Source organism: Nonomuraea sp. LPB2021202275-12-8 (genome assembly GCF_037044575.1).
In the GTDB taxonomy this organism is placed as follows: domain Bacteria; phylum Actinomycetota; class Actinomycetes; order Streptosporangiales; family Streptosporangiaceae; genus Nonomuraea.
Genome location: NZ_JBAHWD010000025.1, coordinates 21,350 through 46,553, shown reverse-complemented (window position 1 = coordinate 46,553; position 25,204 = coordinate 21,350). Strand labels below are relative to the sequence as shown.

Below are 25,204 nucleotides of genomic sequence, written 5' to 3'. Positions count from 1 at the left end.
CGTCCTGCTGCCCGGAACGCCGGCGTCAGCGGCCGTTTCACTGGGCGGGACGCCGCGCTGGCCCGCCACCGCTGAGCAGGGCGAAGGTCAGGGTGTGACATACGAGGACATCGCCTGCGCGCTCGCGGCCGCCGAGCGCGACCGCGAGCCGATCCCGCCGCTCAGCGGGCTGGACCTGGACGGCGCCTACACCGTCCAGAAGCTCAACGTCGACCGGCGCACCGCCGCCGGCGCGCACGTGACCGGATACAAGGTCGGTCTGACCTCCCGGGCCATGCAGCAGATGCTGGGCGTCGACCAGCCCGACTTCGGCCACCTGCTCGACATCATGCGCGTCGAGGACAGCACCGACGCCGGCCGCTACATCGCGCCGCGGGCCGAGGTCGAGGTGGCGTTCGTGCTGGCGGCCGACCTGCGCGGGCCGGGCGTGCGGGCCGACGACGTGCTCGCGGCGACCGCGGCCGTACGGCCCGCCATCGAGATCATCGACAGCCGCATCACCGACTGGCGCATCACGCTGGCCGACACCGTCGCCGACAACGCCAGCAGCGCCGGTTACGTGCTGGGCGAGCCGCACCCCCCCGAAGTGGACCTGGCCGCCCTGCGGGCGCGCACCTGGCTGAACGGCGAGCTCGCCGAGAGCGGCGCCGGCGCGGACGTCCTCGGCCATCCGGCCGAGGCGGTGGCCTGGCTGGCCAACACACTGGGCGCCAGGGGCGTGACGCTGCGGGCGGGCCAGGTGATCCTGCCCGGCGCGTGCGCGCGGGCCGTCGCGGTGGCCAAGGGGGACCGCGTCGAAGCCGACTTCGACGTGATCGGCCGGGTGGCGGTGGAATTCACGTGAGAACGCCGGTCGCCATCGTCGGGTCGGGCAACATCGGCACCGACCTGATGTACAAGCTGCTGCGCTCGGACCGGCTCCAGCCGCGCTGGATGGCCGGGATCGACCCGGCAAGCGAGGGCCTGCGCCGCGCCACCGCCGCAGGCCTGTCCACCAGCGCCGACGGCGTGGACTGGGTGCTGAAGCAGGGCGCCGAGGTCGTATTCGAGGCAACCTCAGCGCAGGTGCACGTCCGCAACGCCCCGCGCTACGCCGAGGCCGGCATCCGCGTGGTCGACCTCACGCCGGCCGCGCGCGGCCCGTACGTGGTCCCGCCGGTGAACCTGGACGAGCACGCCGCCGCCCCGAACATCAACATGGTGACCTGCGGCGGCCAGGCGACGATCCCCATCGTGCACGCCGTCTGCCGAGTCACGCCCGTCGAGTACGCGGAGATCGTCGCCAGCATCGCCTCCGCCTCGGCCGGGCCGGGCACCCGACAGAACATCGACGAGTTCACCCGCACCACCGCCCGCGCCATCGAAAGCGTCGGCGGCGCCGCCCGCGGCAAGGCAATCATCGTCCTGAACCCGGCCGAGCCACCGGTCCTGATGCGCGACACCGTCTACTGCTCCCTGCCGCCCGACGCCTCCCGGGCCGAGATCAGCGCCTCGATCCACGCGATGGTCAAGCAGGTGCGGCAGTACGTGCCCGGCTACCGGCTGCTGGCCGACCCGCAGTTCGACGAGGAGAAGGTCACCGTGATGCTGGAGATCGAGGGCGCCGGCGACTTCCTGCCGCCCTACGCCGGCAACCTGGACATCATGACGGCCGCTGCCGTCCGCGCCGGGGAGCTGATCGCATGACGTTCAGCGACGACCTCGACATCCGCATCACCGACTCGACCCTGCGCGACGGCAGCCACGCCGTGGGCCACCGCTTCACCGAGGACCAGGTCCGCCGCGTCGTCCGAGAGCTTGACGCGGCCGGAGTGCCCGTCATCGAGGTCTCCCACGGCGACGGCCTCGGCGGCTCCTCCTACGTCTACGGCAGATCCGCCACCGACGAGCTGCGGCTGGTCGCCGCGGCGGTGGAGGAGGCCGGGCAGGCGAAGATCGCCGCGCTGATGTTGCCGGGCGTCGGCACCGTGGACGACATCCGCGCCGTCCACGACGCCGGCGCCGCCGTCATCCGCATCGCCACCCACTGCAGCGAGGCCGACATCTCCCAGCAGCACTTCGGCCTGGCCCGCGCGATGGGGATGGAGACCGTCGGGTTCCTCATGCTGGCCCACCGGCTCAGCCCCGAAGCACTCGCCCGCCAGGCCCGGATCATGGCGGACGCCGGCTGCCAGTGCGTGTACGTCACCGACTCCGCCGGCGCGCTCATCCTCGATGAGGTGTCCGACCGGGTGCAGGCGCTGCTGGCGGAGGTGGGCGGTGACGCGCAGGTCGGCTTCCACGGCCACCAAAACCTGTCCCTGGCCGTGGCCAACACCGCCTCCGCCTTCCGCGCGGGCGCTGTACAGGTCGACGGCTGCACGCGCGGGCTCGGCGCGGGCGCGGGCAACACCCCCACCGAGGCGCTTGTGGCCGTCTGCGACCGGCTCGGCCTGCGCACCGGCGTCGACGCCTTCTCCATGATGCGGGTGGCCGAGGAGGTCGTCCGGCCGATCATGGACGCCGAGTGCGTGACCGACCGGCTGTCGCTGGCCATGGGCTACGGCGGCGTCTACAGCTCCTTCATGCGGCACGCCGCCCAGGCCGCCACCCGCTACGGCGTGGACCCGGCCGAGATCCTCCTCGAATGCGGCCGGCGCAAACTCGTCGGCGGCCAGGAAGACCAGATCACCTCAATCGCGCTGGAGCTCGCCCATGACCGGTAAACCCTTCGCCTCCTCCGCCGACCTGGCCGACAAGCCCAAGACCCTGGAGGTAATCGCCGACGGCGTCTACGCGCTGAGCGCCGAGGGCGACCCGAACGTGGGAGCGGTCGAGGGCGAGGACTTCGTCGTCTGCCTGGAGGCTCTCGCCACCCCCGTCGCCGCGCGCGAGTGGCTGGACCTGCTGCGCGAGCACACCGACAAGCCGGTGCGCTACCTGGTGTTGTCGCACTACCACGCGGTACGGACGCTAGGCGCTTCCGCGTTCGGCGCCGACGTCATCCTCGCTCACATCAACACCCGCAACCTGATCGCCGAACGCGGCAAGCAAGACTGGCTGTCGGAGTACGGGCGCATGCCCCGCCTGTTCAAGGAGCCCGCCTCGATCCCAGGCCTGACCTGGCCGACCCTCACCTTCTCCGACCGGGCCGTCATCCACCTGGGCGGCGACCGGGGAGAACTCGTCCTGCGCCACGTCGGCCGCGGCCACACCGAGGGCGACGTGGTGGCCTGGCTTCCCCGGCAACGCGTGCTGTTCGCCGGCGACCTCGTCGAGGCGCAGGCGGCCCTCTACACCGGTGATGCCTTCCACCTCGAGTGGGCCTCGGCCACCCTCGACGAGGTCGCCGCACTCGGCGCCGAGACACTGGTCGGCGGCAGGGGCGCGGTCGCCCATGGCAGGCGCGCGGCGGACGCCGCCATCGCCCAGACCCGCGACTTCCTCACCACGATGATCGGCCACGTGAAGGCCGTGCGGAAGTCAGGCGGCTCGCTCAAGCAGGCGTTCGACGCCGTCCACGCGGACCTGGAGCCGCGCTACGGCCACTGGCCGATCTTCGAGCACTGCCTACCGTTCAACGTCTCGCGGCTGTGGGACGAGCTGTCGGGCGTCGAGCGGCCGGTCATCTGGACCTCGGAAAGGGACCGAGAGGTATGGAACCGACTCCAGTCGTGATCGTCGGCGCCGGTCCGGTCGGCTTGGCCACCGCGCTGCTGCTGGCCCGCCGGCGGGTGCCGTCCATCGTCTTGGACGCGCAGCCGCGCCGCGACCCGTCCGGCTCCAAGGCCATCTGCTTCCAGCGCGACGTCCTGGACATCCTCGACCGCATCGGTTGCGCCGAGCCGATGGTCGCCGAGGGCGTCACCTGGACGACCGGCCGCACCTTCTACCGCGAGCACGAGCTGTTCACCGTCACCTTCCCCGACCCAGGCCGCAGCGCATTTCCGCCATGGATCAACATCTCCCAGGCCCGAGTCGAGGAGCTGCTGGCGGCCCGCGCGGCCGCCGAACCGCTGATCGACATGCGCTTCGGCCACCCGGTCATCGGCTACCGCCAAGACGCCGGCGGCGTCGAGGTCGACGCCGCCACCTCCGATGGACGCGTGACCGTGCGCGGCAGCCACCTGGTGGGCGCCGACGGCTCGCGCAGCACCGTCCGTCAGCTCGCCGGCATCGACTTCCCTGGCCGCTCCTACGACGACCTGTTCCTCATCTGCGACATAAAGGCCGACCTGCCCTTCCCCAGCGAGCGCCGCTTCTTGTTCGACCCGCCGTGGAACCCCGGCCGGCAGGTCCTGGTCCACCAGTGCCCGGACTCCGTGTGGCGCATCGACTGGCAGGTCCCGCCGTCGTTCGACCCAGCCGTCGCCGACGTGGACGCCATGGTGCGCCGGATCACCGGCCACCAGCCGTACGAGATCGTGTGGCAGTCGCTCTACCGCTTCCACGAACGGGTCGCCTCCGCCTTCCGGCGCGGCCGGGTGTTCCTGGCCGGCGACGCCGCCCACCTGTACGCGCCGTTCGGCGCCCGCGGCCTCAACTCCGGCATCCAGGACGCCGAGAACCTGACCTGGAAGCTCGCCCTCGGCGGCGACCGCCTGCTGGACAGCTACGCCGTCGAACGCCGCGCCGCGGCGCTGGAAAACCTGCGGGTCACCGGCGCCACGATGGAGTTCCTGGTCCCGCAGACCGACGCCCAGCGGGAGCGGCGCCGTACGGTCCTGGAACGCGCGGTGACCGACCCCGCCGCCCGCCGACTCATCGACTCAGGCAAACTGGCCGAACCGTACCGTTACGCCGACTCACCCCTCACCACCCCCGGCGACGCCACGGCGGGTACCCTCTGCCCGGACGCCCCGGTCGTCGTCGACGGCCGCCGCACCCGCCTGCGCCGCCTCCTCGGCCACGACTTCATCGCGCTCACCGCCGGCCCCCTCGACCGTGCGAGCATCCCCTGCCAGGGTTACGACCTGCACGCCATCGACGCCGACGGCGTCATCACCCGGGCGCTGGCCGCCCCCCCGGGCAGCCTTGCCCTGATCCGCCCGGACGGCCACCTGGCCGCCCTCCTTCCAAAGCCCTCCCCCCTGGCCATACGCGCCGCGCTCGAACGAGCGACCGGCTGCGATCCTTTAGGATGACGATCGTGACCGATTCAGCGAAACCGGCCGTTACCAGGCGGCATCCGCCCAATCTCCTCATGCGTCTGGTCAACCCCGTCATGCGGGCTCAGCTCCGCCGCGGCAAGGGCGGCCCCAGCCAGCATTTGATGCTGCTGCACTTCACCGGTCGCAAATCGGGCAAGCAATTCGACCTCCCCGTCGCCCAGCAGCGCATCGGCGACCAACTGTGCGTCTTCACCAACAGCAGCTGGCGGATAAACTTCCGCGGCGGCACCCACATCGAGGTCACCCTCCAGGGCCGGCGTCTGCCCATGCACGCCACCCTCGACGAGGACGCCGACATGGTGGCGGCCGAGTACGCCAAAATGATCGCGTCCGTCGGCCACAAGAACGCCCGCCGCCTCGGCATCACCATCAACGTGGACCGCGCCCCGACCCACGCCGAGCTTGCGGATGCGGTTGCGCGCCACGGTTTGTCGATCATTCGCTTGACCTCCACGACGTAGCACGTTAGGTGTGCGGCGAGACGATCACTATCCTGTACCGCGTCAAAACTGGCGCGTATGGCCTGAGCTGCGGGTCCCCGGCCGCTATTCAGCCCGGTGATACTCGTTAATCGCTCCACCGAGAACCTTGCGGCGTTCGATCCGGCCTTCGATCGGCACCACCGCCTGTTCGTCTTGATCGGGTGGTCGTTGCCCGCGCGCCTGGTGAGGTCGGTGGCGGTTGTAGTGATCGATGTACTCGTCCAGGACCGTGCGCGAGTGGCGTTCACCGTAGATCAGCATGCGGTGGGAGACCTCGGCTCGGACCGTGCGGATCCACCGCTCGGCATAGCAGTTCGCCCTCGGGGTCCGCGGCGGCGTCTTCAACACCGTGATGCTCACCGCGGCGAAGATCTCGTCGAAGACGGCGGTGAACTTGGCGTCTCGATCGCGGATGAGGAAGCGGAACGACGCCGCTCGCTCGCCAAAGTCGATCAGGAGATTACGGGCCTGCTGAGCCGTTCACGCACTGGTCGGATGGGAGGTCACACCCAGGATGTGCACGCGCCGTGTACTGACCTCTATCACGAACAACACCCGTCGCAGCCCAGCACCTCGGGTCCGGCACTCGCATCGCACACGAGGCGAGCCACCCGTGCAGATCACAGCGGCGTCAAGACCATGAAAATCTCGTCTCGGTCGTCACCCGGCGCCAGACGGAGGGCGCCGGGGTGGCGGCCGATCTCTTTGAAGCCCAAACCACCATAGAAGTGCTCCAGCCCCATGCCGGATCGTGCGGCAAGGTGAAGGTGTTCCAGAGCCATATCCTCACGGGCGACCCGGCGGGCGTGGTTCATCAGGGCAGACCCGATGCCGCAGCCTCGGAAGGCGGGGTGCGACTGGACGTGGTGCAGGGTGCCCCAGTGCGCGACGAGCGGGTGGGGATCGCGACGGACGTTCAGCCAGCCCGCCAGGACGCCACCGACCGTGGCCAGGACCAAGCGGCTGCGGTCGGGACGCAGACCTGCGATGAGTTGCTCGGCGGCCAGGGCGACCTCCTCGACGGTCACGGGCGGGAACGGGAACCCCACGGCCCCACCGGCATTGCTGACCTCAACCCAGCAGTCGATCAGCTCGCGCGACAGGTCGGTGTCGATCTCGTCCTGGTGGCAGAGCTGACGCAACTCGGGGGCATTCCTGCTAGTCATGGCCCGGATTGTCGCAAATGGTCCCGACAAGACGTCCATGCAGTGATGCCCTCAGGCCAGCAGACCCAGGGTTTCGGGCGCTTCCCAGGCCGTCAGCTGCCGCTCGGGGTCGGTTTCCTGCTGCGCGAACTGATGACGATCCCGGTGAGCCCTTGGGCGTGGGTGCGTTCGAGCGTGGTCACGATAGGGCTCCTGGCCGGTCGTGGGGCGGGTGCGGTGTGTACGGAGACCATGGCCTGACATAGTCGCGTAGATCACCGTAGGTTTGGTGATCGTGGACAAGTTGGCGCTTTTCGACCTGGACAACACGCTCGTGGATCGGCTGGACGCGTTCCGCCGGTGGGTGGCGGAGTTTGCTGACCAGCGGCGGCTGGGCGAGCAAGATGCCGCCTGGATGGTCGAGCTGGATGCCGACGGGTCGCTGCCGATGGATGAGTTCTTCGCCGCGGTGCGGAAGCGGTTCGGGCTTCCCGCGCCGGCGGAGGTGCTGCTGACGGCGTTCCGAGCGCGGATGCCGGAACTGGTCGTCTGCCCGCCCGAGGTGCTGGCCGGGCTGGGACGGCTGCGGGAGGCCGGTTGGCGGATAGGGCTCGTGACCAACGGGCAGGTCGACAACCAGACCGGCAAGATCGCTCGCCGCCCAAGCCCGCACGGCCCGCGACGGAACCGAGGCCGACGCGTCCATGGACGTCTTCAACGCCATGGCCGAGATCCGCATGGCCGCCTCGCGGGCGCTGGCTCGCCGTCTGCGGGGCGGGCATGGGCGCCACGATGGTGCTCGGCCCCTCTCTCCGACAGGCCATCGTCCCGGCCCACCTGATGGGCCGCGTCGAGACCGCACTGCGCAGCGCGCGCCCGCAAGCCGACCCGGCCGACCAGGACCCCGCCAAAGAGATCGCTGTGCAAACCACATCCAGGTGACGGTCATCGCTTGCAGGTCACAACACCTCCACCCGCATCGGAACGGTGAAGGCCGTTGCCCCGCCGGGCAATGGCCTTCACGCACTCATCTCCCCTCCGCCGAGAGACAAGATCGAAAATCACGACGGAAAGCTTTCAAAGAATCACGCCGTCAAGAATCCAAGTCACACAACGACCCCTCCTGACACCACCACCCACAACCGAATGTGCCCTTCACAGTGCTCGCGGCGACATCTGTCACGCGGGTTCGGTGCGGCCCCGCCGCCCCGGTGGGCGGAGGGGCCGGGACCTGCTGGGAACCGATCTATCCGTGCACCGGGTAGTTGGCGCGGAACACGTTGTGCGGGTCACGGGCCCGCTTGATCTCCCGCAGTCGCGCGAGCGCGCTGCCGGAGAAGGACTTCGCCGCCGTGTCACCGGGGGACAGCACGGTGTACGGCTTGCGGCCGCTGATGTAGGCCTCCAGGTCAGCCACGACCTCGGCCTGCTTGGCGCGCGTCGCGTCGGCCGCGTGCGGCAGGCCGAGACCCAGCAGGCCGAGCAGGTACGGCTCAGCCACCGCGCCGCTCGCACCGGCCCCGCCGCCCGGCTCGGCGAGCGCCCCGCCCAGGTGCCTGATCTGCACGTTGATGAGCGGTTCGACCGGCTTGGCCAGCAGGAGCTCCACCGCGTCCGCGTCCAGGCCGGTGAGCAGCTCCGCACGAGCGATGGACGGGGCCGGATCGGTGGGCTCGGCGGCGATGGCGCCCAGGGCGGCAACCGGGACGACGCCGCGGCTGTCGGAGATCGCGCCCTCGATCTTGTCGAGGCGCGCCAGCAGGTCCTCCCCCTGAGCCGCCTCACCCAGGTAGGCCAGATCCAGCGTCACCATCGGCGCCGCGCCGGGTGGCTGGAGCCGGTTGATCCAGACGCTGAGTTCACGCGGCGCCTCAGCGGTGATCTCCAGGAACGCGTCGTACACCTCCCTGGTCCGGTGCTCCGGCCAGATCACCCGCCCGCCGTACAGGACTGGCGCGGGGTACAGCTCGAGTTCGAGGGCGGTCACCACCGCGAAGTCCCCGCCACCGCCACGCAGCGCCCAGAACAGCTCGGGATCGGACTCGGCGCTCACCCGGCCCGGCTCGCCATCGGCGTCCACGATGTCGATGGCCCGCACGCTGTCGGAGGCGAAGCCGTACTTGCGGCTGAACCAGCCGACCCCACCGCCCAGGGTGTAGCCGGTCACGCTGACCCCCGGCGCGCTGCCGGACAGGCCCGTCAGACCCAGCGGACCGGCCGCCGCCAGCACCTGCCCCCACTTCACGCCCGCGCCCACCCGGACCACGCGCTCCTCCGCGCGTACCCCTTGAGGACACCGCGCAAATCGTTGATCGTCATTGTCGTCTCCCTTTTTTCGAGTTCTCAGAAAATGCGAAGGAATACCGTGCACCCCTTGGGCGTGCAGACGTCAGGCGGGCTGCGCGGTGGGTGCTGGGGCGGTGGCCTTGCGGGCGTTGCTGGTCTCGCGGAGGATCAGCAACCCCGTGACCGCGATCAGCGCCGAGGTCAGGCCGTGGATGCCGAACGCGGCGGCCGTGGAGCCGTGGTGGGCCAGGACGTTGACCATGTCGCCGAACGGGGCGACGGCGACCATCAGCAGGACCCAGCCCAGGGCGCGGCGGTGGCCCGTCACCAGCAGGGCGCCCATGGCCAGGCCCATCGCGATTTCGCGGCTGCCCTTCACGAGAGGGAAGCCGCTGTCGCCAGAGGGCCAGTTCGGCAGGCCCGGGAAGGACGCCTCGAGGGGCAGGACGAAGGACAACCCGAGGTAGAGGGTGAACAGGACGACGGCGGTGGCCAGGACGGTGTTGAGCTTCTTCAGCGACATGGTTGTTCTCCTTTGTTGTTCAGACTGGGCAGGGTTCAGCCGCGGACACGGCGGATGTGGCGGGCGTAGCGGGGGCGGCCGATGACGTGCCAGATGACGCGGACTGGGGTGGCGAGGCCGCTGAGGACGATGGCGCGCTCGGCCGGGTTCGCGTCTTCCAGGACGGCGCCGAAGAGCGTGAGCAGGGTGAGCTTGGGAGTGCTGTTCACCAGGTGGTCGCCCAGGGAGGCCCACTCCCGTTGTGTGATGTGCTTGGCCGCGAGCGGGAGGAGGGTGGCCTCCTCGTCGTCGAGGTGTTCCAGCAGGACCGCGCGGTGCTCGGAGAGGGCGGCCACGAGGGTGTCGCGTTCGTCGGCGCCCGCGGTGGCCTCCCAGGCGGGGACCGTGGCGTCCAGCCTGGTCAGGGTGGCCGCGATGCGTTCGTGCTGGGCCTGCATGCGCAGGACGATGTCGGCCTCTAGGTCCACCCGGGAAAGCAGCGGCGGCCACAGCAGCTCGTCCTCGCCCTCGTGATGGTTGTGCAGGCCCAGCCGGTATACGCGGAAGTGGTCGGCGATCACCTTGGCGCGAGCGGTGTCACCCGGGATGACGGCCGCGACGAGCTCCATCAGCAGCCGTGACTCACGGCGGAGCACGCGGTGGACGATCTCCATGTCCTGGGTGTTGACGCTCATCTGTCCTGCCCTCGGTCGGTGCGATGTGTTCAGGCTGCTCCCGGGTATTTGGAGGGGGCTTGGAGCCGATTTGGAACGTCCACATACGATGTGCAGATCATGGTCTTCATCCGGGTGCTGGGCGCGTTCGCAGCGGAGGTAGACGGTGCGGCCGTTCACCTCGGAGGGCCGCGGCAGCGGGGCGTGCTGGCGTTACTGGTGGCGGCGCGTGGGCAGGTCGTGCCGGTCGACCGGATGATCGAGGATCTGTGGCGCCGGGAGCCGCCCGCGCGGGCGCTGATGTCCCTGCAGGCGTATGTGTCCAACCTGCGTCGGTTGCTGGAGCCCGGACGTCCGCCGCGCACGCCGGCCCGGCTGCTGGTGAGCGCGGCGCCGGGTTATGCGCTGCGGCTGCCACCGGAGGCGGTGGACGCGTGGCGGTTCGAGGGACTGCTGGGCCGAGCGCGTACGGACACCGACCTACGCGCCGCGCAGGCTCGGTTCGCCGAGGCGCTGGGGCTGTGGCAGGGACCGGCGTTCGCCGAGGTCGCTGACGAGCCGTGGGCCGCCGCCGAGACGGCCCGGCTGAACGAGCTACGCCTGGTCGCCACCGAGCTGCACGTCGCGGCTGGTCTGCGCATCGGCGACCCCGCCGCGGTGGTTCCCGAGGCCGAGCGGCTCACCCGCGACGAGCCCCTCCGCGAGGAAGGCTGGCGGCTGCACGCCCTGGCACTGTGGAGCAGCGGCCGCCAAGCCGACGCGCTGGCGACGCTCCGCCGCGCCCGCGGCATCCTCGCCGAGGAGCTCGGGCTCGACCCTGGCCCGGACCTGACGGCGTTGGAGGAGGCGATCCTCACCCAGCGCACAGACGTCCTACGCGCGACCGTGCCCCCGCCCCCGCTGACCGCCCCGCTGCCGCAGGTGGCCCCTCCCCCGGGGGCGGCTCCGATCGTCGAGGCGCCGTTCGTCGGACGCGAGGCACAGCTGTCGGCACTGGTCACGGCCGCCACCGGGGCCGCCACCGACGGAGCCCGTATCGCCCTTGTCACCGGCGAGGCCGGGCTCGGCAAGTCGGCGCTGCTGGAACACCTCGGCAGGCGGCTCGAACGTGACGGGTGGCTGGTCGCCGTCGGCCGCTGCCCCGAGGTCGACAGCGCGCCGCCCGCGTGGGCCTGGACTGAGGCGCTGAGAGCCGCCGCCGCGACCACGTCTCCGGGCGAGTTCGCGGACGACCTCGCGCCGCTGCTCACCGACACCGGACCGGCGGACGACGACGCCACCGCCGGACGGTTCCGGCTGCGCCAAGCCGTGTGGAAGTGGCTTGCGGCGGTCGCCACGGAACGGCCGGTCGCCGTCGTGCTGGACGACCTGCACTGGGCGGACGCCGCCACGCTGGAACTGCTCGGCGGCGGCCTCGGCATACGGGCCCCGATCCTGGTCGTCGCCGCGTACCGCGCAGACGAGAGCGGGCACCTCACCGAAACGCTGGCCTCCCTCGCGCGCGCCACGCCCCTCCGCCTAGCGCTGCCGGGGCTGAACGACGAGGCCGTCGCGGAGCTCGTACGGGCCGAATGCGAGGCCGACGAGGAGACCATCGCAGGGATCGCCGAGCGCACCGGCGGCAACCCGTTCTACGTGCGCGAAAGCGCCCGGCTGCTGAACGGCGAAGGCGCGCTGGTCGCCCTCTCCGAGGTCCCCGAAGGCGTACGGGACGTCCTGCGCCGACGGCTCGCGCGCCTGCCCGAGGGAGGCGTGTCCGTCCTCCGGCTGGCCGCGGTCGCAGGCCAGGAAAGCTCAGTGGACGTCCTCGTCAAGGCCGCCGACACCGACGAGGACGGGGTGATGGACGCCTTGGACGCGGGCGTCATCGCCGGGCTCCTCGACGAGCCCGGCCCAGGCCTCATCCGCTTCGTCCACGCCCTCGTCAGGGACACGCTCATCGCCGACGTCAGCAGATTGCGTGCTACCCGGATGCATGCCCGGATCGCCGCCGCTCTTGAAGGAACCGACGACATCGCGGCGCTGGCCCACCACTACGCGCGCGCCGGCTCACCGAAGGCCGTCGGCTACTGTGTCCAGGCCGCCGAGCGTGCCGAGGCCCGCTACGCCCACGACGTGGCGGCCGACCTCCTCACCGACGCCGTCACCAACTCGACCGGACCGGACGAACGCGTCGAACTGCTCGGCAGGCTGCTGCGCGCGCAGATCCGGGCGGGAGCCGTCGCAGCCGCCCGCGAGACACGCCGTGAAGCTGTGGAGTACGCAGAGTCCCTGGGCCGCGACGACCTGATGATCACCGCATTCACCGCGTGGACAGAGCCGACCGCCTGGCAGGCCCGTACGTACGGCACGGTGGACCGGCCCATCGTCGACCGCCTGAGCCGCCTGCTGAAGCGTGACCTGACCCCTTCGGTGCGGTCCCGGCTCCTGACGGCGTACGCGCACGAACTGGTCGGCGAGGACGACCCGACCGTTTTGGAGGCAGCGCAGGAGGCACTCGACCTCGCCACCGAACCCCGGTTGCGGGCCGCGGCACTCGAGATCCTGGCCGAAGTCCACGGCGACGCCGAGCTCTGCCGGGAGCTCGTGGAGATCGGCACCGAGCACGACCTGCCGGTCTACCGCGTCACCGGGCTGCTCAACCATGCCGGCGTCGCCGCCGCCGCCAACGACCCGGTGACCATGCACCAGGTGATCACGGAGGCCCTGGAACTCGCGCATACCTACCGAATGCGCGAGGCGATCGCCGTCACCGAGATCACGCTGGCGAGCCTGGCGCTCATCGAAGGCCGCTTTGCCGACGCCGAACTCCTCTACATCAAGGCCGACGAGGGCATGCGGCGCATCGGATCGGTGCATACGGGCTTTCTCCAACTCGCCCTGGCCACGATCTGGCTGAACGACGGCACGCTCGGTGCGCACCTGGACGACGTTCGCGCCCTCCACGCCGTGCTCGGCCCCATGGTCTCCGACCTGCTCGCGCTCGCCCTCCACGCCAACGGCCTGGACGCCGAAGCTCGCGAGGTCCGCGCGTCACCCAGCCCGATCCGCCCCGACTTCTTCTTCACCTTCCTCACCACGTTGCGCGCGATGGCCATCATCGCCTTGAACGACCGCGATGCCGCCGAGGAGATCTACGCGACGCTGCTTCCGCATCGCAACGGCCCCCCGGCGGGCGCCGCGAGCCTGTCGTTGGCGCTGCGCCCGGTCGCCCACATCCTCGGTGAACTGGCCGTCTTCCTCGGCCGCACCGACGAGGCCGCCGCCCACTTCACCCAGGCCGCCACCATCGCCGACCACTGGAACGCACCCCACTGGGCCGTCGAGGCCCGGTTGCGAACGACCACCTAGCCTCTGCCCACGGCGCCGCACATCTGTGACACAGGTCTTGGGGCCGTGTCCGCCCAGACCGCCGTGACCGGGCCTCAGTATCCGGTCGCCGCGCTGACGCCCGAGCAGTACGCCGCGGTGATGGAGCGCTGGACGACCGCGGCCGCCGCCACCTGGAACCGGCACCTGTCCGCCCTGGTCTTTTTCACCACCTGGGCCCAGCGCCAGGACCTGCTGGCCACCAACCCCGCCCGGCGGCTGGAGCGCCGCAAGAGCGCCCGCCGCGGCGACCGCGCCATCCCGGCCACCCGGCTGGACATGCTGTTCACCGACCCCGCGCACGCCCTGCGGGAACGCCTGCTGTGGCGGCTCCTGTACGACACGGCCGCCCGCGCCGAGGAGACCCTCACCCTTAACGTCGAGGACCTCGACCTGGAGTTCCGCCGCGCCCGTGTCGTCTCCAAGGGCGACGCCATCGCATACGTGCACTGGGCCACCCCCACCGCCCGGCTGCTGCCCCACCTGCTGGCCGACCGCACCACCGGGCCGCTGTTCCTGGCCGACCGGCGCGCTCCTTCCTCCGGCCCGCGCACGCCCGCGGCCGCCGACATCGACCCGACCACCGGACGGGGGCGGCTGTCCTACCCACGCGCCGAATACCTGTTCAAGACCGCCTCAACCCAACTCGACCCGCACCGGCAGGGCTGGACCCTGCACCAGCTTCGTCATTCGGCGCTGCAGCATCTGGCCCAAGCCGGACGCACCGCGCCCGAACTCCAGGCCAAGAGCCGCCACCAGCACCTGGCCAGCCTCGGCCGCTACGTACAACTCGGCGAAGAGACCTCCGCCCGCATCACCGCCGACGCCGACCCCATCCGGCGGCGCCGGGTGTGGCCGGCATGCTGAGCGGTCGGCCGCCCTGGTGCGGTGCGGTCAGCGTGCTCGACCTCCGTCCACGGCGGTGTGAGGTCGGTGGGCTCGAAGCGGGGCACCACGTGGAGGTGGAAGTGGAAGACGCTCTGCCAGGCCGTCTCGCCGCTGGCGTGCCAGAGATTCACGCCAGGTGTCGGCGTACAACTAACGTGCATAGGCAAGTACATGTAGACGTGCAAGGGTGGATACGTCATCTGAGCCCGTTGTGGCAGGCCTGGGCCATCCGCTCAGAGATGGCGCGAGGCAGGGCCGCCGTCAACGGCGCCTTCGCGGCAGGGTGCCGGAGGACGGCTGTCGCCCTTGGTGCAGACGATTCCGTTAGCCCCGGTCGGCGGTTACGCCGCCCAGTCGCCGTACGGGAGACAACCATGGGTCGGTGATCCGCAACCTTCGGCCGTACCAGCGGAGGGATGGCCGTACCTAACGTGCCAGACATGGGTTTGCTACGACACGTGTTCGCCAGAGGTACAGCTTGCCTGAGCGCCATGGCTTTGCTGCTCGTCCAGGGATGCGGCGCGGCGGAGGCCCGGAAGGGGCCGGCGACGGTCCCGGGTCCGGAGGTCGTGCTGGACAGCGGGGTGATCCGAGGGGTCGACGACGGAGATGTCCTGAGGTATCGGGGCATCCGCTATGCGCGCCCGCCGGTCGGCGAGTTGCGCTGGCGGCCGCCCCAGCCGGTGGCCAGGTGGCCGGGCGTCGTGCCCGCGACGGCGTCCGGCCCTGCCTGCCCGCAGGACAACGGCAATCCGAAGGAGCGCAGCGACGCCGAAGATTGTCTGACGCTCGACGTCACCGTCCCCAAGAAGGCCGGCCCCACGAAGGCGGGTGGGAAGCGCAGGCCCGTGCTGGTCTGGCTGCACGGCGGCGGGTTCGTCGCGGGCAGGGGCGCCGACTACGACCCGCGCCGCCTGGCTACGCAGGGGGACGTCGTGGTGGTCACGGTGGAGTTCCGGTTGGGCGTGCTCGGCTATCTGGCGCTGCCGGGGATGGCCGGCGGGGGCACGTTCGGGCTGCAGGATCAGCAGGCAGCGCTGCGCTGGGTGCAGCGCAACGCGGCGGCGTTCGGCGGCGACGCGGTCAACGTGACGCTGTTCGGCGAGTCGGGCGGCGGCGTCGCCACGTGCGGTCACCTCACCGCCCCCGGCAGCAGGGGCCTGTTCGCCAAGGCGATCATCCAGAGCGGCTCCTGCGGGACCGTCCTGCTGCCGATGCCGGGAGCGCCGCGGACCCCGTTCTGGCGCTCGATGAAGGACAGCCACGCCGCCACGCGGACAGCCGCGACGCGACTTGGCTGCCCGGCCGGGCGGGACGCCGGAAAGATCCTCACATGTCTGCGTGGCAAGCCGGTCAAGGATCTGCTACCGCAGACCGCGCTGTTCCAGGCGGCAGCGTACGGCGGCGCCACCCTGCCCACTTCTCCTGAGCGGGCGCTGCGTGCGGGCGACTTCGCCCGGGTGCCGGTGCTGTCCGGGCACACGAGCAAGGAGGCGTTGCTGTTTGCCGGGACCCTCGGCCTGGCCGGCACGCCGATCACCGATGAGAACCTGCCCGCCCTTCTGCGCGAGGGCTTCGGAAGCAGGGCGGACGACATCGCGCGCCGCTATCGGCGCGAGGACTTCGCGACCGCGAGCGAGGCCTGGGCGGCTCCTTACACCGATGCCGTCTTCGCCTGCCCCCATGCCGAGGACCGCGATGCCCTGGCCAAGCGGGCGAAGGTGTACGCCTACGTGTTCGGCGACGACACCGTCCCGCCGTTCATCCCGTCCCCGCCTGGGTTCCCCGCCGGCGCCGGGCACGCCTCCGAGCTGCTGTACCTGTTCGACGTGAAGGACAAGCCGATCAGCCTGGACGGCAAGCGGGTCCCGCTCACCGCCCTCCAGCAGTCCGTGGCCCGGGATATGGTGGCCGCCTGGACATCGTTCGCGCGGACCGGCACGCCGTCGGTGAGCGGGAAGTCGTGGCCGCGCTGGGCGCCGAAGGCGGCCAGCAGGCAGGTGGCTCACCTGATCACCGAGCGGCCGGGGAGCACCGCCACGACGCCGGTGCCCGCGTGCGAGCGCCTCAACGGACCGTGACCACCACCACACTGCAGCCGGGCGAGGCCAGGAGGACGGCCAGGAGGACTATGGTCTTCCTGGCCGTCGCCATGGCCGCGTTCGCGTTCCTCGACGTCGCCATCTACCTCAACGTGCAGCGCAGCAGCGGCCCGCTGGGGCCGGCCGCCGGGCTGGTGTTCAGCCTGGCGGTGGCCGCCTGCCTGCCGGCGCTCGCCCGCTTCCCCCGGGCGGTCGCGGGGGTCACGACCACCGCGACGGCCGTGGCGGCCCTTGGCGACACGCTGGTTGCGGGGATGTTCACCCCGGTGGATCCGGCGACGCCGGTCACCGCGCCGCTGTGCACGCCGGTGATCGTGTGGTTCCTGGCCCACACGCTGCCGCGCCGTGCAGTGCTGGCGTACGCGGCGTTCCTGGCGGTGGCCGCCACCCGGCCGTGGATGCCGTCCTGGGAGACCGTGTACGCCGGGATCACCACCGTCATCCTGCCCGCCGTGCTCGGCCTGTACGTCCGGGCGCGCCGCGAGCTGGTGCGATCGCTGCGCGAACGAGCCGAGAGCGCCGAACGCGAGCAGCACCTGCTGGCCGAGCGGGCCAGGGCGGCGGAACGGCAGCGGCTGGCCGGCGAGATGCACGACATCGTCACTCACCACGTCACCGAGATCGTGCTGGCCGCCGGCGCGCTGAAGGTGTCCACGACAGACCGCGCCGCCCAGGCCGCCGCCGAGCAGATTCGCCGCACCGGCTCACGTGCCTTGACCGAGCTGCGCGACCTGATCGGTATCCTGCGCAACGACCCCGACCCCCACCACGACTACACGCACGAGCACGAGCGGGGCGAGCCGCCGCATGTCATGCTCGCCCCTACCGACGTGAGCGCCCTGGTGGACGCGGCAATCTCGGCGGGCAACCCGACCACCCTGCACGTCACCGGCGAGCCGAGGGCGCTGCCCCCGGCCATCGCCCGGGGCGCGTACCGGGTGCTGCAAGAGGCGCTCACCAACGCCATGAAGCACGCGCAGGGAGCCCGCGTGGACATCGAGCTGACCTACGACCACGGCGCCCTGACGGTGACGGTGACCAACGCCGTTCCACCGTGCTCCGGCGACACCATCCTGGCCGCCAGCGGCTCAGGAACGGGCCTCGACGGTCTGCGGCGCCGTGTCGTGCTGCTCGGCGGCTCCTTCGAGGCGAGCCCGGCCCCGTGCGGCGGTTTCCGCGTGTCGGCTGTGCTGCCCGCCTCCATCCCCACCGGCGAGGACCCCCAGCACCACGAACGGCGGGAAATCGGATGATCAGAGTGCTCGTGGCCGACGACGACCCCATGGTCCGCCACCACCTCCGCACGATACTCTCCGCGGGCGAGGAGGTGGAGGTGGTCGCGGAGGCAGAGGACGGCGCCGACGCTGTCGAAGCCGTCCTGCGCACCTCTCCCGACGTGGTGCTGATGGACATCAGGATGCCGGGCGTGGACGGGATCACCGCCATAGCCGAGATCGCCAAGATGAGCACGCCGCCAGCGGTGGTCGCCCTGACCACCTTCGACTCCGACGCCCATGTGCTGCGGGCGCTGGCGGCCGGGGCAAGCGGCTTCCTGGTCAAGTCGACCCCGCCGGAGGATCTGCTCGACCTCGTCAAGGTGGCGGCCCAGGGGCACACCGTGCTGTCCCCGGCCGCCGCCCGCCACCTCATCTCACGCTCCGCCGGGACCGACGACCACACCAGAGCCGCGCAGGAGAAGGCCGAAGCGCTGAGCGACCGCGAGCGCGACGTGCTCGGCTGCCTCGGCGAGGGGCTGACCAACGGCGAGATCGCGGCGCGACTGTTCCTGTCGGAAACCACGATCAAGAGCTACGTCTCCCGGCTGCTCGACAAACTCGGCCTGGCCAACCGCACGCAGGCGGGCCTGCTCGCCCATCAGGCCCGCCTCGTCCCCGACGACGAGCAGGACGAAACGTCGTAAGGGCCAGGCGAGACTTCCTGGAGACAGCTCGGAAGGATGTCCTGACGGCCAGGAGCACCGCTGACCTTGGGCAACGGGAATCGTTGGTAGCCGATGCACGCGATATCACCCTGGACAGCGCCCCTGGCCCGTGCGTTGGTCAGCCGTCGGGTGAGCCCCCGGGCGAATAGCGTGACGCTTGTACTTCTGCTCGTACATGGCTCGATCGTCATCTAGGGTTGGAGGATCCTTCCAGCAGGTCAGAGGACGATGATCTCTTCTTTCACGTAGGCCAAGTTGACCGGACGCAGCCCGGACCCAAGAAGAACCGAGCGTGCGGAGAGCGCCTCGAGGTCGTGAAGGGCGCGTCGCAGTACTTCGACCTCTGGCGTTTAAGTGATCTTGCTGGTGGGGGGCCACGGTGGCGCGATTGTGGTTAACCCTTGATTGGTGCGGCCGCCCTGGCGGCCAGTTCGATCTTCGCGCAGTAGGCTGCACGGGCTTCCTCGTCGATAGGCTTCTCGTGTTCGGCGCGCAACCCGGTCCGGCCGTCGAGGCCCTCGCGCAGGATATCGGCGTGCCCGGCATGCCGGATGGACTCGCCGAGGACATGGACCATGATGCCGAACAGGTTCGTGTCGGCATAAGGCTCCGGCCACCACGGCACGTGGCCGGGGGCGTCGAGGGGAAGCTCGTTGATCGTCGCGTCGGAGTGTTCCCACGTGCGCCGATAGAACCCGATGATCTGATCGCGGGTCTCGTCCGCGGTCGCCCACAGATCGCTGCCGTTGGAGTCCTGCCACCGGGGCAGCGGTTCCGGGGAAGGGCGGTCGAAGACCTCGCCGAAGTACCTGGCCTCGACGCTGGCCACGTGTTTGACCAGGCCGAGGAGGTTGGTCCCGGTCGCTGTCAAAGGTCGGCGGGCGTCGTATTCGGACAAGCCGTCGAGTTTCCAGAGCAGCGCCTTGCGGTCCCGCCGCAGTCTCCCGTGCAGGTTGTCTTTCGCGAAATCGTCGATCATGGGTCACGATTCTGTCAGGCTGCGCCGGTGGGCTCAGGTTGCGAGCTGCCTGGCGTCGGCTCCGCCGACTATCGCTCACTGGACGGACCTACTGCGTACCGCGATCTCGATCCGGGAGAACCGGCTGTCCTCAGTGACCCTGCTGCGCCGCCTGGGCAACCACTCTCGCAAGAACCGGCTCTACCGAGCCTTTCGCGAGCTCGGCCGCGCGGTCAGGACGATCACGCTCTTGCGGTATTTGTCGGATCCAGACCTTCGCAAGCAGATCACCCAGGTCACCAACCGAAACGAGTCCTTCCGCAACTTCGCCCCGCTTGGCCTCCTGACTGTTCCGCCCGGACGCCCCTCCGCGTCCGCGCTCAGCCACAGGCCGGTGAACACGGCGCAGGCCAGCGTCACGGCACCCGCCGCGAGGAAGGCGCTGTTGAGGCCGGATTCGAAGGAGGCTCCGCCGGACTCCCGCGTGTGGACGATCGCGCCGAGCACCGCCACGCCGAGCACCGCACCGATCTGCCGGGTGGTGCTGCTGACGCCCGAGGCGAGGCCGCCCTCCTGCGGGCTGACCGCCTGGATGGCGGCCCCGGTCAGCGGCGACATGGTGAGAGCGAACCCGACGCCGGCGACCGCCAGCCGCCACCACACGTTCCCGTAGCCGGTATCGGCGTGGACGAAGCCCAGCGCCAGCAGCCCCAGCCCGGCCAGCGCCAGGCCGATGCTGACGACGACACGGAAGCCGTACCTGGCCGCGAACCGGCCCGCGTACGGGCTGACGATCACCATGGCCAGCGAGACGGGCAGGGTCCGCAGCCCGGCGACCAGGATCGAAGTGCCCTGGACGTAGACGAAGAACTGGGAGAAGAAGAACGACGACCCCATCAGCGCGAACCCGACCACGACCATCGCCGTGTTGGACACCGTGAACAGCCGCTGACGAAACAGCCGCAGCGGCAGCATCGGCGTCGACACACGACCCTCGACCACGACGAACGCGGCCAGGAGCACCAGCCCGGCGGCGAAGCTGCCCAGGATCACCGGCGAGGTCCAGCCTCGGGAACCGCCCTCGATCAGGCCGTAGGTCACAGCGCCCACGCCGGCGACGGACAGGACCGTGCCGGGGACGTCGATCGGCGGCGCGCTCGGGTTGCGGGACTCCCCCAGCACACGCAGCCCGGCCAGCAGCAGGACCGCCCCGATGGGCACGTTGACCAGGAAGATGGCGGGCCAGCCGAAGGACTCCACCAGGATCCCGCCCGCCAGCGGTCCGGCGGCCAGGCCGATGCCGCTGAACCCGGCCCACAACCCGATCGCTCTGACGCGCTCTCTCGGGGCGGGATACGCGGCGGCGAGCAGCGCCAGTGAGGCGGGGCTCAGCGCCGCGGCCCCGACGCCCTGCAGCACCCGCCCGGCGATCAGCCAGCCGATCGAGGGCGCGAGCGAACACACCACCGACGCGGCCGTGAACACCACCACCCCGGCCAGGAACACCCGCCTGCGGCCGAAGCGGTCGGCGAAGACGCCGCCCGACAGCAGCAGCATGGCCACCAGCAGCACGTAGGCGTCGACGATCCACTGCAGGCCGGTCAGCCCGGTGTGGAGCCGCTGCTGCATGTCGGGCAGGGCGGCGCCGACGATCGTGTTGTCGAGCAGCACCATGAACTGACCTGCGCAGGTCAGGGTGAGCAACGCTTTCACGTACATCTCTCCTAAAAGCAGTTAATGACTGCGTTAACATAGACCCTCATAAGCTCTAACGCAAGTCTCGACTGCGTTAAGGTGGGGGTATGGATGAGCAGGGGCGGGCCAGGCGGCCCGGCGGGCGCAGCGCCCGGGTCCGCGCGGCAGTGCACCAGGCCGTTACCGAGCTGGTCAGGGAGCGCGGCTACGGAAACTTCACCGTCGGCGACATCGCGGCCCGCGCGGGCGTGGCCGACACCAGCCTCTACCGCCGGTGGGGCAACCTCCAAGCCCTGCTCAGCGATGTGCTGCTGACCCGGCTCAACGCGCAGTCGCCGATGCCTGACACCGGCAGCCTGGCCGGCGACCTGCGGACCCACGCCGCCAACGTGGCCCGCGAGGTCACCGGACCCGACGGCCTGGCGCTGGTGCGGCTGACCATCGCGCTGTCAGGCGAGGGTCAGCAGGGCCTTCAGGCGCGCGACGAACTCCTGGCCGAACGCACCAGGCAGTTGCAGGCCATGCTCGACCGCGCCCGCGACCGCGGCGAGGGCCCGCCTGACGTACTGGAGGTGCTGGACCACCTCCTGGCGCCGATCTACATGCGCGTCCTGTTCGGCGCGGGCCCGCTCACCCCTGACTACCTCGACGGGTTGGTCGACCGGTTGCTCGCCTGATCCAGTCCGTCGCGCTGTGGAACAGCCGCTACCTGTCGACCGCCGTCGGCGAGCGCGCTTCGTATCCCGGTTATCTGACAACTCGGCGGATGGGGTCCCGGTAGCAATCGCGGATAATCCAACGAACCCATCTCTGACCTGTGCTGATGATGCAAGAGGGTGCGATGGCCCTGAGCGGTTTGTCGGTCAGTGGATCGCTTGATCGCGGCGTCGGCGACCTTGTCGTCCAGCAGCGCGTACAGCTGGGTGGTCTCGGCGGAGGCGTGGCCGAGGCGGCGGCGGACGGCCTCGATGGAGCCCCCAGCGTTGATGAGTTCGGTGGCGTGGGCGTGGCGCAGCTGGTGGATGTCGATCTCGACACGTGCGGCGGCTTACGCGGCCGCCAGGCGCAGATCACGGCCAGGACCTTGGTGACGTCGGCCGCCGCGGCGGGGCGGGGCAGCGTCTTGGGCACCTTGACGGTGTCGATCCGGCGGCGGTCAGCGCGCCGATCTCCTCACCGTGGTGGGCGGCGAAGGCGATCAGGTCGCCTCGGTAGGCGCGCCGGGTGTGCGGGGAGGCGCCTGCGTTGGCCAGGTCAGTGAGGAAGTCGTTCAGGTGCGCCACGAGCGGGTGGGCGCGGCCGAGCTGCTTGACGATGACCGAATCCATCCTGCCGCCCTTCCGCGATCCCGCGAGTTCGGGCTCGGTGAGTGGCACACGTTTGACGAAGACCGCGGTGCCGCCGATCTCGAGCCGGGCGGACGCTCCGCCGATGCCGATGCCGCTTTCCTGGACAGCCGTAAAGGGCGGCGACATCGCCACCAACCGGCGCGAGGAGCTGGAGATGAGCGTCTTGTGCCTGCGCATCCTGCAGGCCGCGCTCGTGTACATCAACACGCTGATGCTGCAGGACGTCCTCGCCGATCGCGAGTGGGCCAAGCTACTCAAACCCGCCGACCGCCGCGGACTGACCCCCTGTTCTGGCAGCACGTCCCCCTACGGCGAGGAACGGCTGGACGTCGCCAAGCGTCTGCCGTTGGGCGGAGGCCCGGGCGCTGTGCAGCCGGGGGGACCGGAGTAGTTCACGATCGCCGTTGCCCCATGCGCGCGGACACCGCCGTGATCACGCCGAGATGAACGGCTCCGTCAGATGCGGCGTCGCCAGATGCAGCGTGGTGGCGGTTTCGCGGTCGAGCATGCGCTTCCTTGAGTGCCTGGCCGCCTCAGGGTCGATCTCGTGCGAGTAGGCGAGCTCGGGGTGGAGCAGTTGGAGCGCGTGCACCAGGAGGTCGCCGGTGACGAGCGCCAGCTCGCGCCCGTCGCCGACCAGCACGCTCTGGTGCCCGGGCGTGTGACCGGGCGTGGCGACCGTGCGCCCGGCGCGTAGCTGCGTGTCCCCGTCGAGGAGCCGGAGCCGACCGGCCGCCACGAGAGGATCGGTGAGGGTCTCGCGTAGCTGCGGGTTGAGCGCGTCGAGGGCGTCGAACTCGGCCCGCTGGAGCAGGTATTCGGCGTTCGGGAAGTAAGGGCGACGACCGCTGGTCGCGCTGCCGGGCGCAGGGGCGCCGCCCACCGCGCCGCCCGCTGATGGGACGGCCGCCTCGGTCACGACCGCCCATCCGACGTGGTCGGTGTGCAGATGCGTGAGCACCACGGTGTCGACCTCGGCCGGGTCGATGCCCGCGGCGGCGAGCGATTCGGGGAGCGTACCGGGCACGGGCGCCCACGAGCGGGCCGGGCTGTCCGCCGGGCCGATCCCGGCGTCCACGATGGTGAGGCCCTTGTCGCTGCGGATCGCGTACGCGCGGAACTGGAGCCGCCAGCGGCCCTCGGCGTCGACCGCGCCCGGGTCGTAGCGGTCGGCCTCTGCCCACTGAGCGGCCGTGGCCTCGGGGAAGGCCTCGGCGCGCGGGGAGAAGAACGGGCCCTCGCCGTCGGCGAGGGCAATGATCTCGGTCGAGCCGATCCGGAGGCGGGGAACGCTGAGGGACATGGCCGTGATCCTTCCATGCCTTGCACACGGGGTGGTGACTCGCCCCCACCGCCGGCTCTTGAACGTGCTGCGCTCGCGGGGTCCGGTCTGTGCGAGTAGGTGATCGGGGGCAGCACTGTGCCTCCTACGCCGGGACCGGCTTGTCGGGATCGAGGCGGCGGTAGATGGTCGCGCGGCTGACGCCGAGCCGGTCGGCGATCTGAGGTAGTGAAACATAGTTTCAAAACGCGGATTTTGAGACATGATCGCGAGAGTGAACGTCGAGAACAGTGCAGCAATCGGGGGTTGAGGAACATCGGAACGAAAACCGGCGCTAAGCCTTGATCGGTCCTGGAAGCGGCCCCGTTATCTGTGGGTAAGGGGGGAGCGTGCCGACCGTCGTTCAGTTGCCCGCGGGGAAGGCGCTCACCGTCCGCGGCGCCGCCGACTCCTTCCTCGACGCGCTCGCCAACCCGAACACCGTCCGCAACTACGCGATCGGGGTCGGCAAGATCGCCGACCGCCTCGGCGAGGCCCGCCCGCTGGCGGTGGTGGCCGACGACGAGATCGGCGAGGCCCTGGAAGTGCTGTGGGGCAGCTCGGCGGTGAACACCTGGAACGCCCGCCGGGCGTCCGTGCTGTCCTGGCTCGAGTGGTGCACCGAGCGCGGCTACGAGGCGCCGGCGGTCCCCTGGGCCAAGCGGCTCACCCCGCCGGATTCGTAGACCCCGGCCCGCTCGAAGATGGCGATCGACCGGCTGATCGCCCGACGCGAGGTGCACCTGCGGGAGAAGTGCTTCTACCGGATGCTGTACGAGACCGTCGCGGGGGCGGAGGAGATCCTGCCGCTGAACATCGAGGACCCGACTTCGCCGGCCGTCGCGCGCTGGTGAAAGCCAAGGGCGCGCAGGCCAAGACCCGCCGACGCGGCGTGGCACGTGAGGACTTCGTGCTGGAGCCGGTGTACTGGGACGCCGGCACCGCCCGGCTGCTGCCACGGTTGCTCAGAGGCCGTACCCGCGGGCCCGTCTTCGTCACCCACCGCCGCCCCGGTCCCGGCAAGGTGCTCAGCAGCCGGACGTGTGCCCGGACACCGGGCCGGCCCGGCTGTCGTACGGTCAGGCCCGCGCTGCTGGACGAGCACACCGCCGTCCACGGCCCGGGTACAGGCTGGGACCTGCACGAGTTCCGGCACTCGGGACTCACCCACCTCGGCGAGCACGGCGTCAGCCTTCCGATGCTGATGGCGAAGTCGAGGCACAATAAGGCGGAAAACGCCCGGCGGTACTTCAAGCCGTCCGCCGAGGTGACGAGTCTGCTCGCGCCCGGAGACAGCCGCCGCTGAACCAGGTCTGGGCGATCGCTTGGTGGCTCGCGGCC

The 25,204-nt window shown here is 70.7% G+C and carries 27 protein-coding genes and 2 pseudogenes; 18 read left to right on the top strand and 11 right to left on the bottom strand.

What is annotated here, in order from left to right:
• Window positions 1-94: 94 nt before the first annotated feature.
• Genes V5E28_RS34135 through V5E28_RS34110 form a run of 6 tightly spaced genes read left to right on the top strand, consistent with a single transcriptional unit; the run spans window position 95 to window position 5,611 of the window.
• On the top strand, window positions 95-844 hold the full coding sequence (locus tag V5E28_RS34135; protein WP_336213167.1) for a 2-keto-4-pentenoate hydratase: 750 nt from the start codon (window positions 95-97) through the stop codon (window positions 842-844).
• Window positions 841-1,686, top strand: coding sequence for an acetaldehyde dehydrogenase (acetylating) (locus V5E28_RS34130; protein WP_336213166.1), 846 nt, complete (start codon window positions 841-843; stop codon window positions 1,684-1,686). Before V5E28_RS34135 ends, V5E28_RS34130 begins: the two co-directional genes overlap by 4 nt.
• Window positions 1,683-2,705 carry a 4-hydroxy-2-oxovalerate aldolase gene (gene dmpG / locus V5E28_RS34125; protein ID WP_336213164.1) on the top strand — a complete coding sequence of 341 codons (1,023 nt, stop codon included), beginning with the start codon at window positions 1,683-1,685 and terminating at the stop codon, window positions 2,703-2,705. The genes V5E28_RS34130 and dmpG overlap by 4 nt, the downstream gene beginning before the upstream one ends.
• Complete coding sequence (locus V5E28_RS34120; RefSeq protein WP_336213162.1) at window positions 2,695-3,657, top strand: MBL fold metallo-hydrolase; 963 nt, start codon at window positions 2,695-2,697, stop codon at window positions 3,655-3,657. Before dmpG ends, V5E28_RS34120 begins: the two co-directional genes overlap by 11 nt.
• The gene (locus tag V5E28_RS34115; RefSeq protein ID WP_336213161.1) at window positions 3,636-5,123 is read left to right on the top strand and encodes an FAD-dependent monooxygenase; all 1,488 of its coding nucleotides are present in this window, start codon (window positions 3,636-3,638) and stop codon (window positions 5,121-5,123) included. Before V5E28_RS34120 ends, V5E28_RS34115 begins: the two co-directional genes overlap by 22 nt.
• Window positions 5,120-5,611 carry a nitroreductase/quinone reductase family protein gene (locus V5E28_RS34110; RefSeq protein ID WP_336213160.1) on the top strand — a complete coding sequence of 164 codons (492 nt, stop codon included), beginning with the start codon at window positions 5,120-5,122 and terminating at the stop codon, window positions 5,609-5,611. Before V5E28_RS34115 ends, V5E28_RS34110 begins: the two co-directional genes overlap by 4 nt.
• Before the next feature lie 84 nt (window positions 5,612-5,695).
• Here V5E28_RS34110 and V5E28_RS34105 read toward each other — a convergent pair whose 3' ends face one another.
• Window positions 5,696-5,992: an integrase core domain-containing protein gene (locus V5E28_RS34105; RefSeq protein WP_336213159.1), complete on the bottom strand. Its 297-nt coding sequence runs from the start codon at window positions 5,990-5,992 to the stop codon at window positions 5,696-5,698.
• Window positions 5,993-6,252: 260 nt separating this feature from the next.
• Window positions 6,253-6,798, bottom strand: coding sequence for a GNAT family N-acetyltransferase (locus tag V5E28_RS34100; protein ID WP_336213158.1), 546 nt, complete (start codon window positions 6,796-6,798; stop codon window positions 6,253-6,255).
• 268 nt (window positions 6,799-7,066) lie between these two features.
• Between V5E28_RS34100 and V5E28_RS34095 the strand changes: the two genes are divergently transcribed.
• Window positions 7,067-7,618 carry an HAD family hydrolase gene (locus V5E28_RS34095; protein ID WP_336213157.1) on the top strand — a complete coding sequence of 184 codons (552 nt, stop codon included), beginning with the start codon at window positions 7,067-7,069 and terminating at the stop codon, window positions 7,616-7,618.
• Between the two features lie 405 nt (window positions 7,619-8,023).
• On the opposite strand, the gene V5E28_RS34090 is transcribed toward V5E28_RS34095, so the two are convergent.
• The 3 genes from V5E28_RS34090 to V5E28_RS34080 are packed head-to-tail and all read right to left on the bottom strand — an operon-like array spanning window position 8,024 to window position 10,260.
• Window positions 8,024-9,148 (bottom strand): FAD-binding oxidoreductase, encoded by a 1,125-nt coding sequence (locus tag V5E28_RS34090; RefSeq protein ID WP_336213155.1) that lies wholly within the window; start codon window positions 9,146-9,148, stop codon window positions 8,024-8,026.
• 18 nt (window positions 9,149-9,166) lie between these two features.
• On the bottom strand, window positions 9,167-9,586 hold the full coding sequence (locus V5E28_RS34085; protein ID WP_336213153.1) for a DUF4267 domain-containing protein: 420 nt from the start codon (window positions 9,584-9,586) through the stop codon (window positions 9,167-9,169).
• 35 nt (window positions 9,587-9,621) lie between these two features.
• Window positions 9,622-10,260: a hemerythrin domain-containing protein gene (locus tag V5E28_RS34080; protein WP_336213152.1), complete on the bottom strand. Its 639-nt coding sequence runs from the start codon at window positions 10,258-10,260 to the stop codon at window positions 9,622-9,624.
• Window positions 10,261-10,359: 99 nt separating this feature from the next.
• Here V5E28_RS34080 and V5E28_RS34075 point away from each other — a divergent pair, with 99 nt between their 5' ends.
• The 5 genes from V5E28_RS34075 to V5E28_RS34055 all read left to right on the top strand — a co-directional run bounded on the left by V5E28_RS34075 (window position 10,360) and on the right by V5E28_RS34055 (window position 18,519).
• Window positions 10,360-13,590, top strand: coding sequence for a BTAD domain-containing putative transcriptional regulator (locus V5E28_RS34075; RefSeq protein WP_336213150.1), 3,231 nt, complete (start codon window positions 10,360-10,362; stop codon window positions 13,588-13,590).
• Between the two features lie 45 nt (window positions 13,591-13,635).
• On the top strand, window positions 13,636-14,475 hold the full coding sequence (locus tag V5E28_RS34070; protein ID WP_336213149.1) for a tyrosine-type recombinase/integrase: 840 nt from the start codon (window positions 13,636-13,638) through the stop codon (window positions 14,473-14,475).
• 512 nt (window positions 14,476-14,987) lie between these two features.
• Window positions 14,988-16,577 (top strand): carboxylesterase/lipase family protein, encoded by a 1,590-nt coding sequence (locus V5E28_RS34065; protein WP_336213147.1) that lies wholly within the window; start codon window positions 14,988-14,990, stop codon window positions 16,575-16,577.
• Window positions 16,574-17,851 carry a sensor histidine kinase gene (locus V5E28_RS34060; RefSeq protein WP_336213145.1) on the top strand — a complete coding sequence of 426 codons (1,278 nt, stop codon included), beginning with the start codon at window positions 16,574-16,576 and terminating at the stop codon, window positions 17,849-17,851. The genes V5E28_RS34065 and V5E28_RS34060 overlap by 4 nt, the downstream gene beginning before the upstream one ends.
• A complete protein-coding gene (locus V5E28_RS34055; protein WP_336213143.1) occupies window positions 17,848-18,519 on the top strand; it encodes a response regulator transcription factor in 672 nt (223 codons plus the stop codon). The genes V5E28_RS34060 and V5E28_RS34055 overlap by 4 nt, the downstream gene beginning before the upstream one ends.
• Window positions 18,520-18,934: 415 nt before the next feature.
• Here the strand turns inward: V5E28_RS34055 and V5E28_RS34050 are convergent, their stop codons facing one another.
• Window positions 18,935-19,519, bottom strand: a complete 585-nt coding sequence (locus V5E28_RS34050; protein WP_336213141.1) for a DinB family protein — start codon at window positions 19,517-19,519, stop codon at window positions 18,935-18,937.
• Here V5E28_RS34050 and V5E28_RS49725 point away from each other — a divergent pair.
• Window positions 19,518-19,769: pseudogene (locus tag V5E28_RS49725) on the top strand (Tn3 family transposase); the annotation flags it as partial. The gene V5E28_RS34050 and the pseudogene V5E28_RS49725 sit on opposite strands and share 2 nt — an antisense overlap.
• Here V5E28_RS49725 and V5E28_RS34045 read toward each other — a convergent pair.
• On the bottom strand, window positions 19,700-21,217 hold the full coding sequence (locus V5E28_RS34045) for an MFS transporter (RefSeq protein WP_442945911.1): 1,518 nt from the start codon (window positions 21,215-21,217) through the stop codon (window positions 19,700-19,702). The pseudogene V5E28_RS49725 and the gene V5E28_RS34045 overlap by 70 nt on opposite strands.
• 83 nt (window positions 21,218-21,300) lie before the next feature.
• On the opposite strand from V5E28_RS34045, the gene V5E28_RS34040 reads away from it, so the two are divergent.
• Window positions 21,301-21,870: a TetR/AcrR family transcriptional regulator gene (locus tag V5E28_RS34040; protein ID WP_336213139.1), complete on the top strand. Its 570-nt coding sequence runs from the start codon at window positions 21,301-21,303 to the stop codon at window positions 21,868-21,870.
• Here the strand turns inward: V5E28_RS34040 and V5E28_RS49720 are convergent.
• Together V5E28_RS49720 and V5E28_RS34035 are read right to left on the bottom strand one after the other, a co-directional pair.
• On the bottom strand, window positions 21,834-22,181 hold the full coding sequence (locus V5E28_RS49720; RefSeq protein ID WP_442945915.1) for a hypothetical protein: 348 nt from the start codon (window positions 22,179-22,181) through the stop codon (window positions 21,834-21,836). The two genes, V5E28_RS34040 and V5E28_RS49720, sit on opposite strands and share 37 nt — an antisense overlap.
• A gap of 82 nt (window positions 22,182-22,263) precedes the next feature.
• On the bottom strand, window positions 22,264-22,521 hold the full coding sequence (locus V5E28_RS34035; protein ID WP_336213137.1) for a site-specific integrase: 258 nt from the start codon (window positions 22,519-22,521) through the stop codon (window positions 22,264-22,266).
• Here V5E28_RS34035 and V5E28_RS34030 point away from each other — a divergent pair.
• Complete coding sequence (locus V5E28_RS34030; protein ID WP_336213136.1) at window positions 22,508-22,933, top strand: Tn3 family transposase; 426 nt, start codon at window positions 22,508-22,510, stop codon at window positions 22,931-22,933. The genes V5E28_RS34035 and V5E28_RS34030 overlap by 14 nt on opposite strands.
• A 42-nt stretch (window positions 22,934-22,975) precedes the next feature.
• Here the strand turns inward: V5E28_RS34030 and V5E28_RS34025 are convergent, their stop codons facing one another.
• Both V5E28_RS34025 and V5E28_RS49715 read right to left on the bottom strand, forming a co-directional pair.
• Window positions 22,976-23,845: an MBL fold metallo-hydrolase gene (locus V5E28_RS34025; protein WP_336213135.1), complete on the bottom strand. Its 870-nt coding sequence runs from the start codon at window positions 23,843-23,845 to the stop codon at window positions 22,976-22,978.
• A gap of 124 nt (window positions 23,846-23,969) precedes the next feature.
• Window positions 23,970-24,056 (bottom strand): annotated as a pseudogene (locus V5E28_RS49715) (helix-turn-helix domain-containing protein); the annotation flags it as partial.
• A gap of 157 nt (window positions 24,057-24,213) precedes the next feature.
• Here V5E28_RS49715 and V5E28_RS34020 point away from each other — a divergent pair.
• The 3 genes from V5E28_RS34020 to V5E28_RS34010 are packed head-to-tail and all read left to right on the top strand — an operon-like array spanning window position 24,214 to window position 25,169.
• Window positions 24,214-24,549 (top strand): hypothetical protein, encoded by a 336-nt coding sequence (locus tag V5E28_RS34020; protein ID WP_336213133.1) that lies wholly within the window; start codon window positions 24,214-24,216, stop codon window positions 24,547-24,549.
• Window positions 24,550-24,567: 18 nt separating this feature from the next.
• Entirely contained in the window at window positions 24,568-24,717 is a 150-nt protein-coding gene (locus tag V5E28_RS34015) for a hypothetical protein (RefSeq protein ID WP_336213130.1), read from the top strand.
• Window positions 24,714-25,169: a hypothetical protein gene (locus V5E28_RS34010; protein ID WP_336213129.1), complete on the top strand. Its 456-nt coding sequence runs from the start codon at window positions 24,714-24,716 to the stop codon at window positions 25,167-25,169. The genes V5E28_RS34015 and V5E28_RS34010 overlap by 4 nt, the downstream gene beginning before the upstream one ends.
• Window positions 25,170-25,204 lie beyond the last annotated feature (35 nt).

Bases quoted from the DNA above. Each gene is read 5' to 3' on its own strand.
- V5E28_RS34085 (WP_336213153.1), bottom strand. From the start codon at position 9,586: ATGTCGCTGAAGAAGCTCAACACCGTCCTGGCCACCGCCGTCGTCCTG.
- V5E28_RS34075 (WP_336213150.1), top strand. From the start codon at position 10,360: ATGGTCTTCATCCGGGTGCTGGGCGCGTTCGCAGCGGAGGTAGACGGT.
- dmpG (WP_336213164.1), top strand. From the start codon at position 1,683: ATGACGTTCAGCGACGACCTCGACATCCGCATCACCGACTCGACCCTG.
- V5E28_RS34055 (WP_336213143.1), top strand. From the start codon at position 17,848: ATGATCAGAGTGCTCGTGGCCGACGACGACCCCATGGTCCGCCACCAC.
- V5E28_RS34080 (WP_336213152.1), bottom strand. From the start codon at position 10,260: ATGAGCGTCAACACCCAGGACATGGAGATCGTCCACCGCGTGCTCCGC.
- V5E28_RS34045 (WP_442945911.1), bottom strand. From the start codon at position 21,217: ATGTACGTGAAAGCGTTGCTCACCCTGACCTGCGCAGGTCAGTTCATG.
- V5E28_RS34030 (WP_336213136.1), top strand. From the start codon at position 22,508: ATGACCGAATCCATCCTGCCGCCCTTCCGCGATCCCGCGAGTTCGGGC.
- V5E28_RS34100 (WP_336213158.1), bottom strand. From the start codon at position 6,798: ATGACTAGCAGGAATGCCCCCGAGTTGCGTCAGCTCTGCCACCAGGAC.
- V5E28_RS34015 (WP_336213130.1), top strand. From the start codon at position 24,568: ATGGCGATCGACCGGCTGATCGCCCGACGCGAGGTGCACCTGCGGGAG.
- V5E28_RS34040 (WP_336213139.1), top strand. From the start codon at position 21,301: ATGGATGAGCAGGGGCGGGCCAGGCGGCCCGGCGGGCGCAGCGCCCGG.
- V5E28_RS34025 (WP_336213135.1), bottom strand. From the start codon at position 23,845: ATGTCCCTCAGCGTTCCCCGCCTCCGGATCGGCTCGACCGAGATCATT.
- V5E28_RS34110 (WP_336213160.1), top strand. From the start codon at position 5,120: ATGACGATCGTGACCGATTCAGCGAAACCGGCCGTTACCAGGCGGCAT.
- V5E28_RS34050 (WP_336213141.1), bottom strand. From the start codon at position 19,519: ATGATCGACGATTTCGCGAAAGACAACCTGCACGGGAGACTGCGGCGG.
- V5E28_RS34035 (WP_336213137.1), bottom strand. From the start codon at position 22,521: ATGGATTCGGTCATCGTCAAGCAGCTCGGCCGCGCCCACCCGCTCGTG.
- V5E28_RS34065 (WP_336213147.1), top strand. From the start codon at position 14,988: ATGGCTTTGCTGCTCGTCCAGGGATGCGGCGCGGCGGAGGCCCGGAAG.
- V5E28_RS34120 (WP_336213162.1), top strand. From the start codon at position 2,695: ATGACCGGTAAACCCTTCGCCTCCTCCGCCGACCTGGCCGACAAGCCC.
- V5E28_RS34115 (WP_336213161.1), top strand. From the start codon at position 3,636: ATGGAACCGACTCCAGTCGTGATCGTCGGCGCCGGTCCGGTCGGCTTG.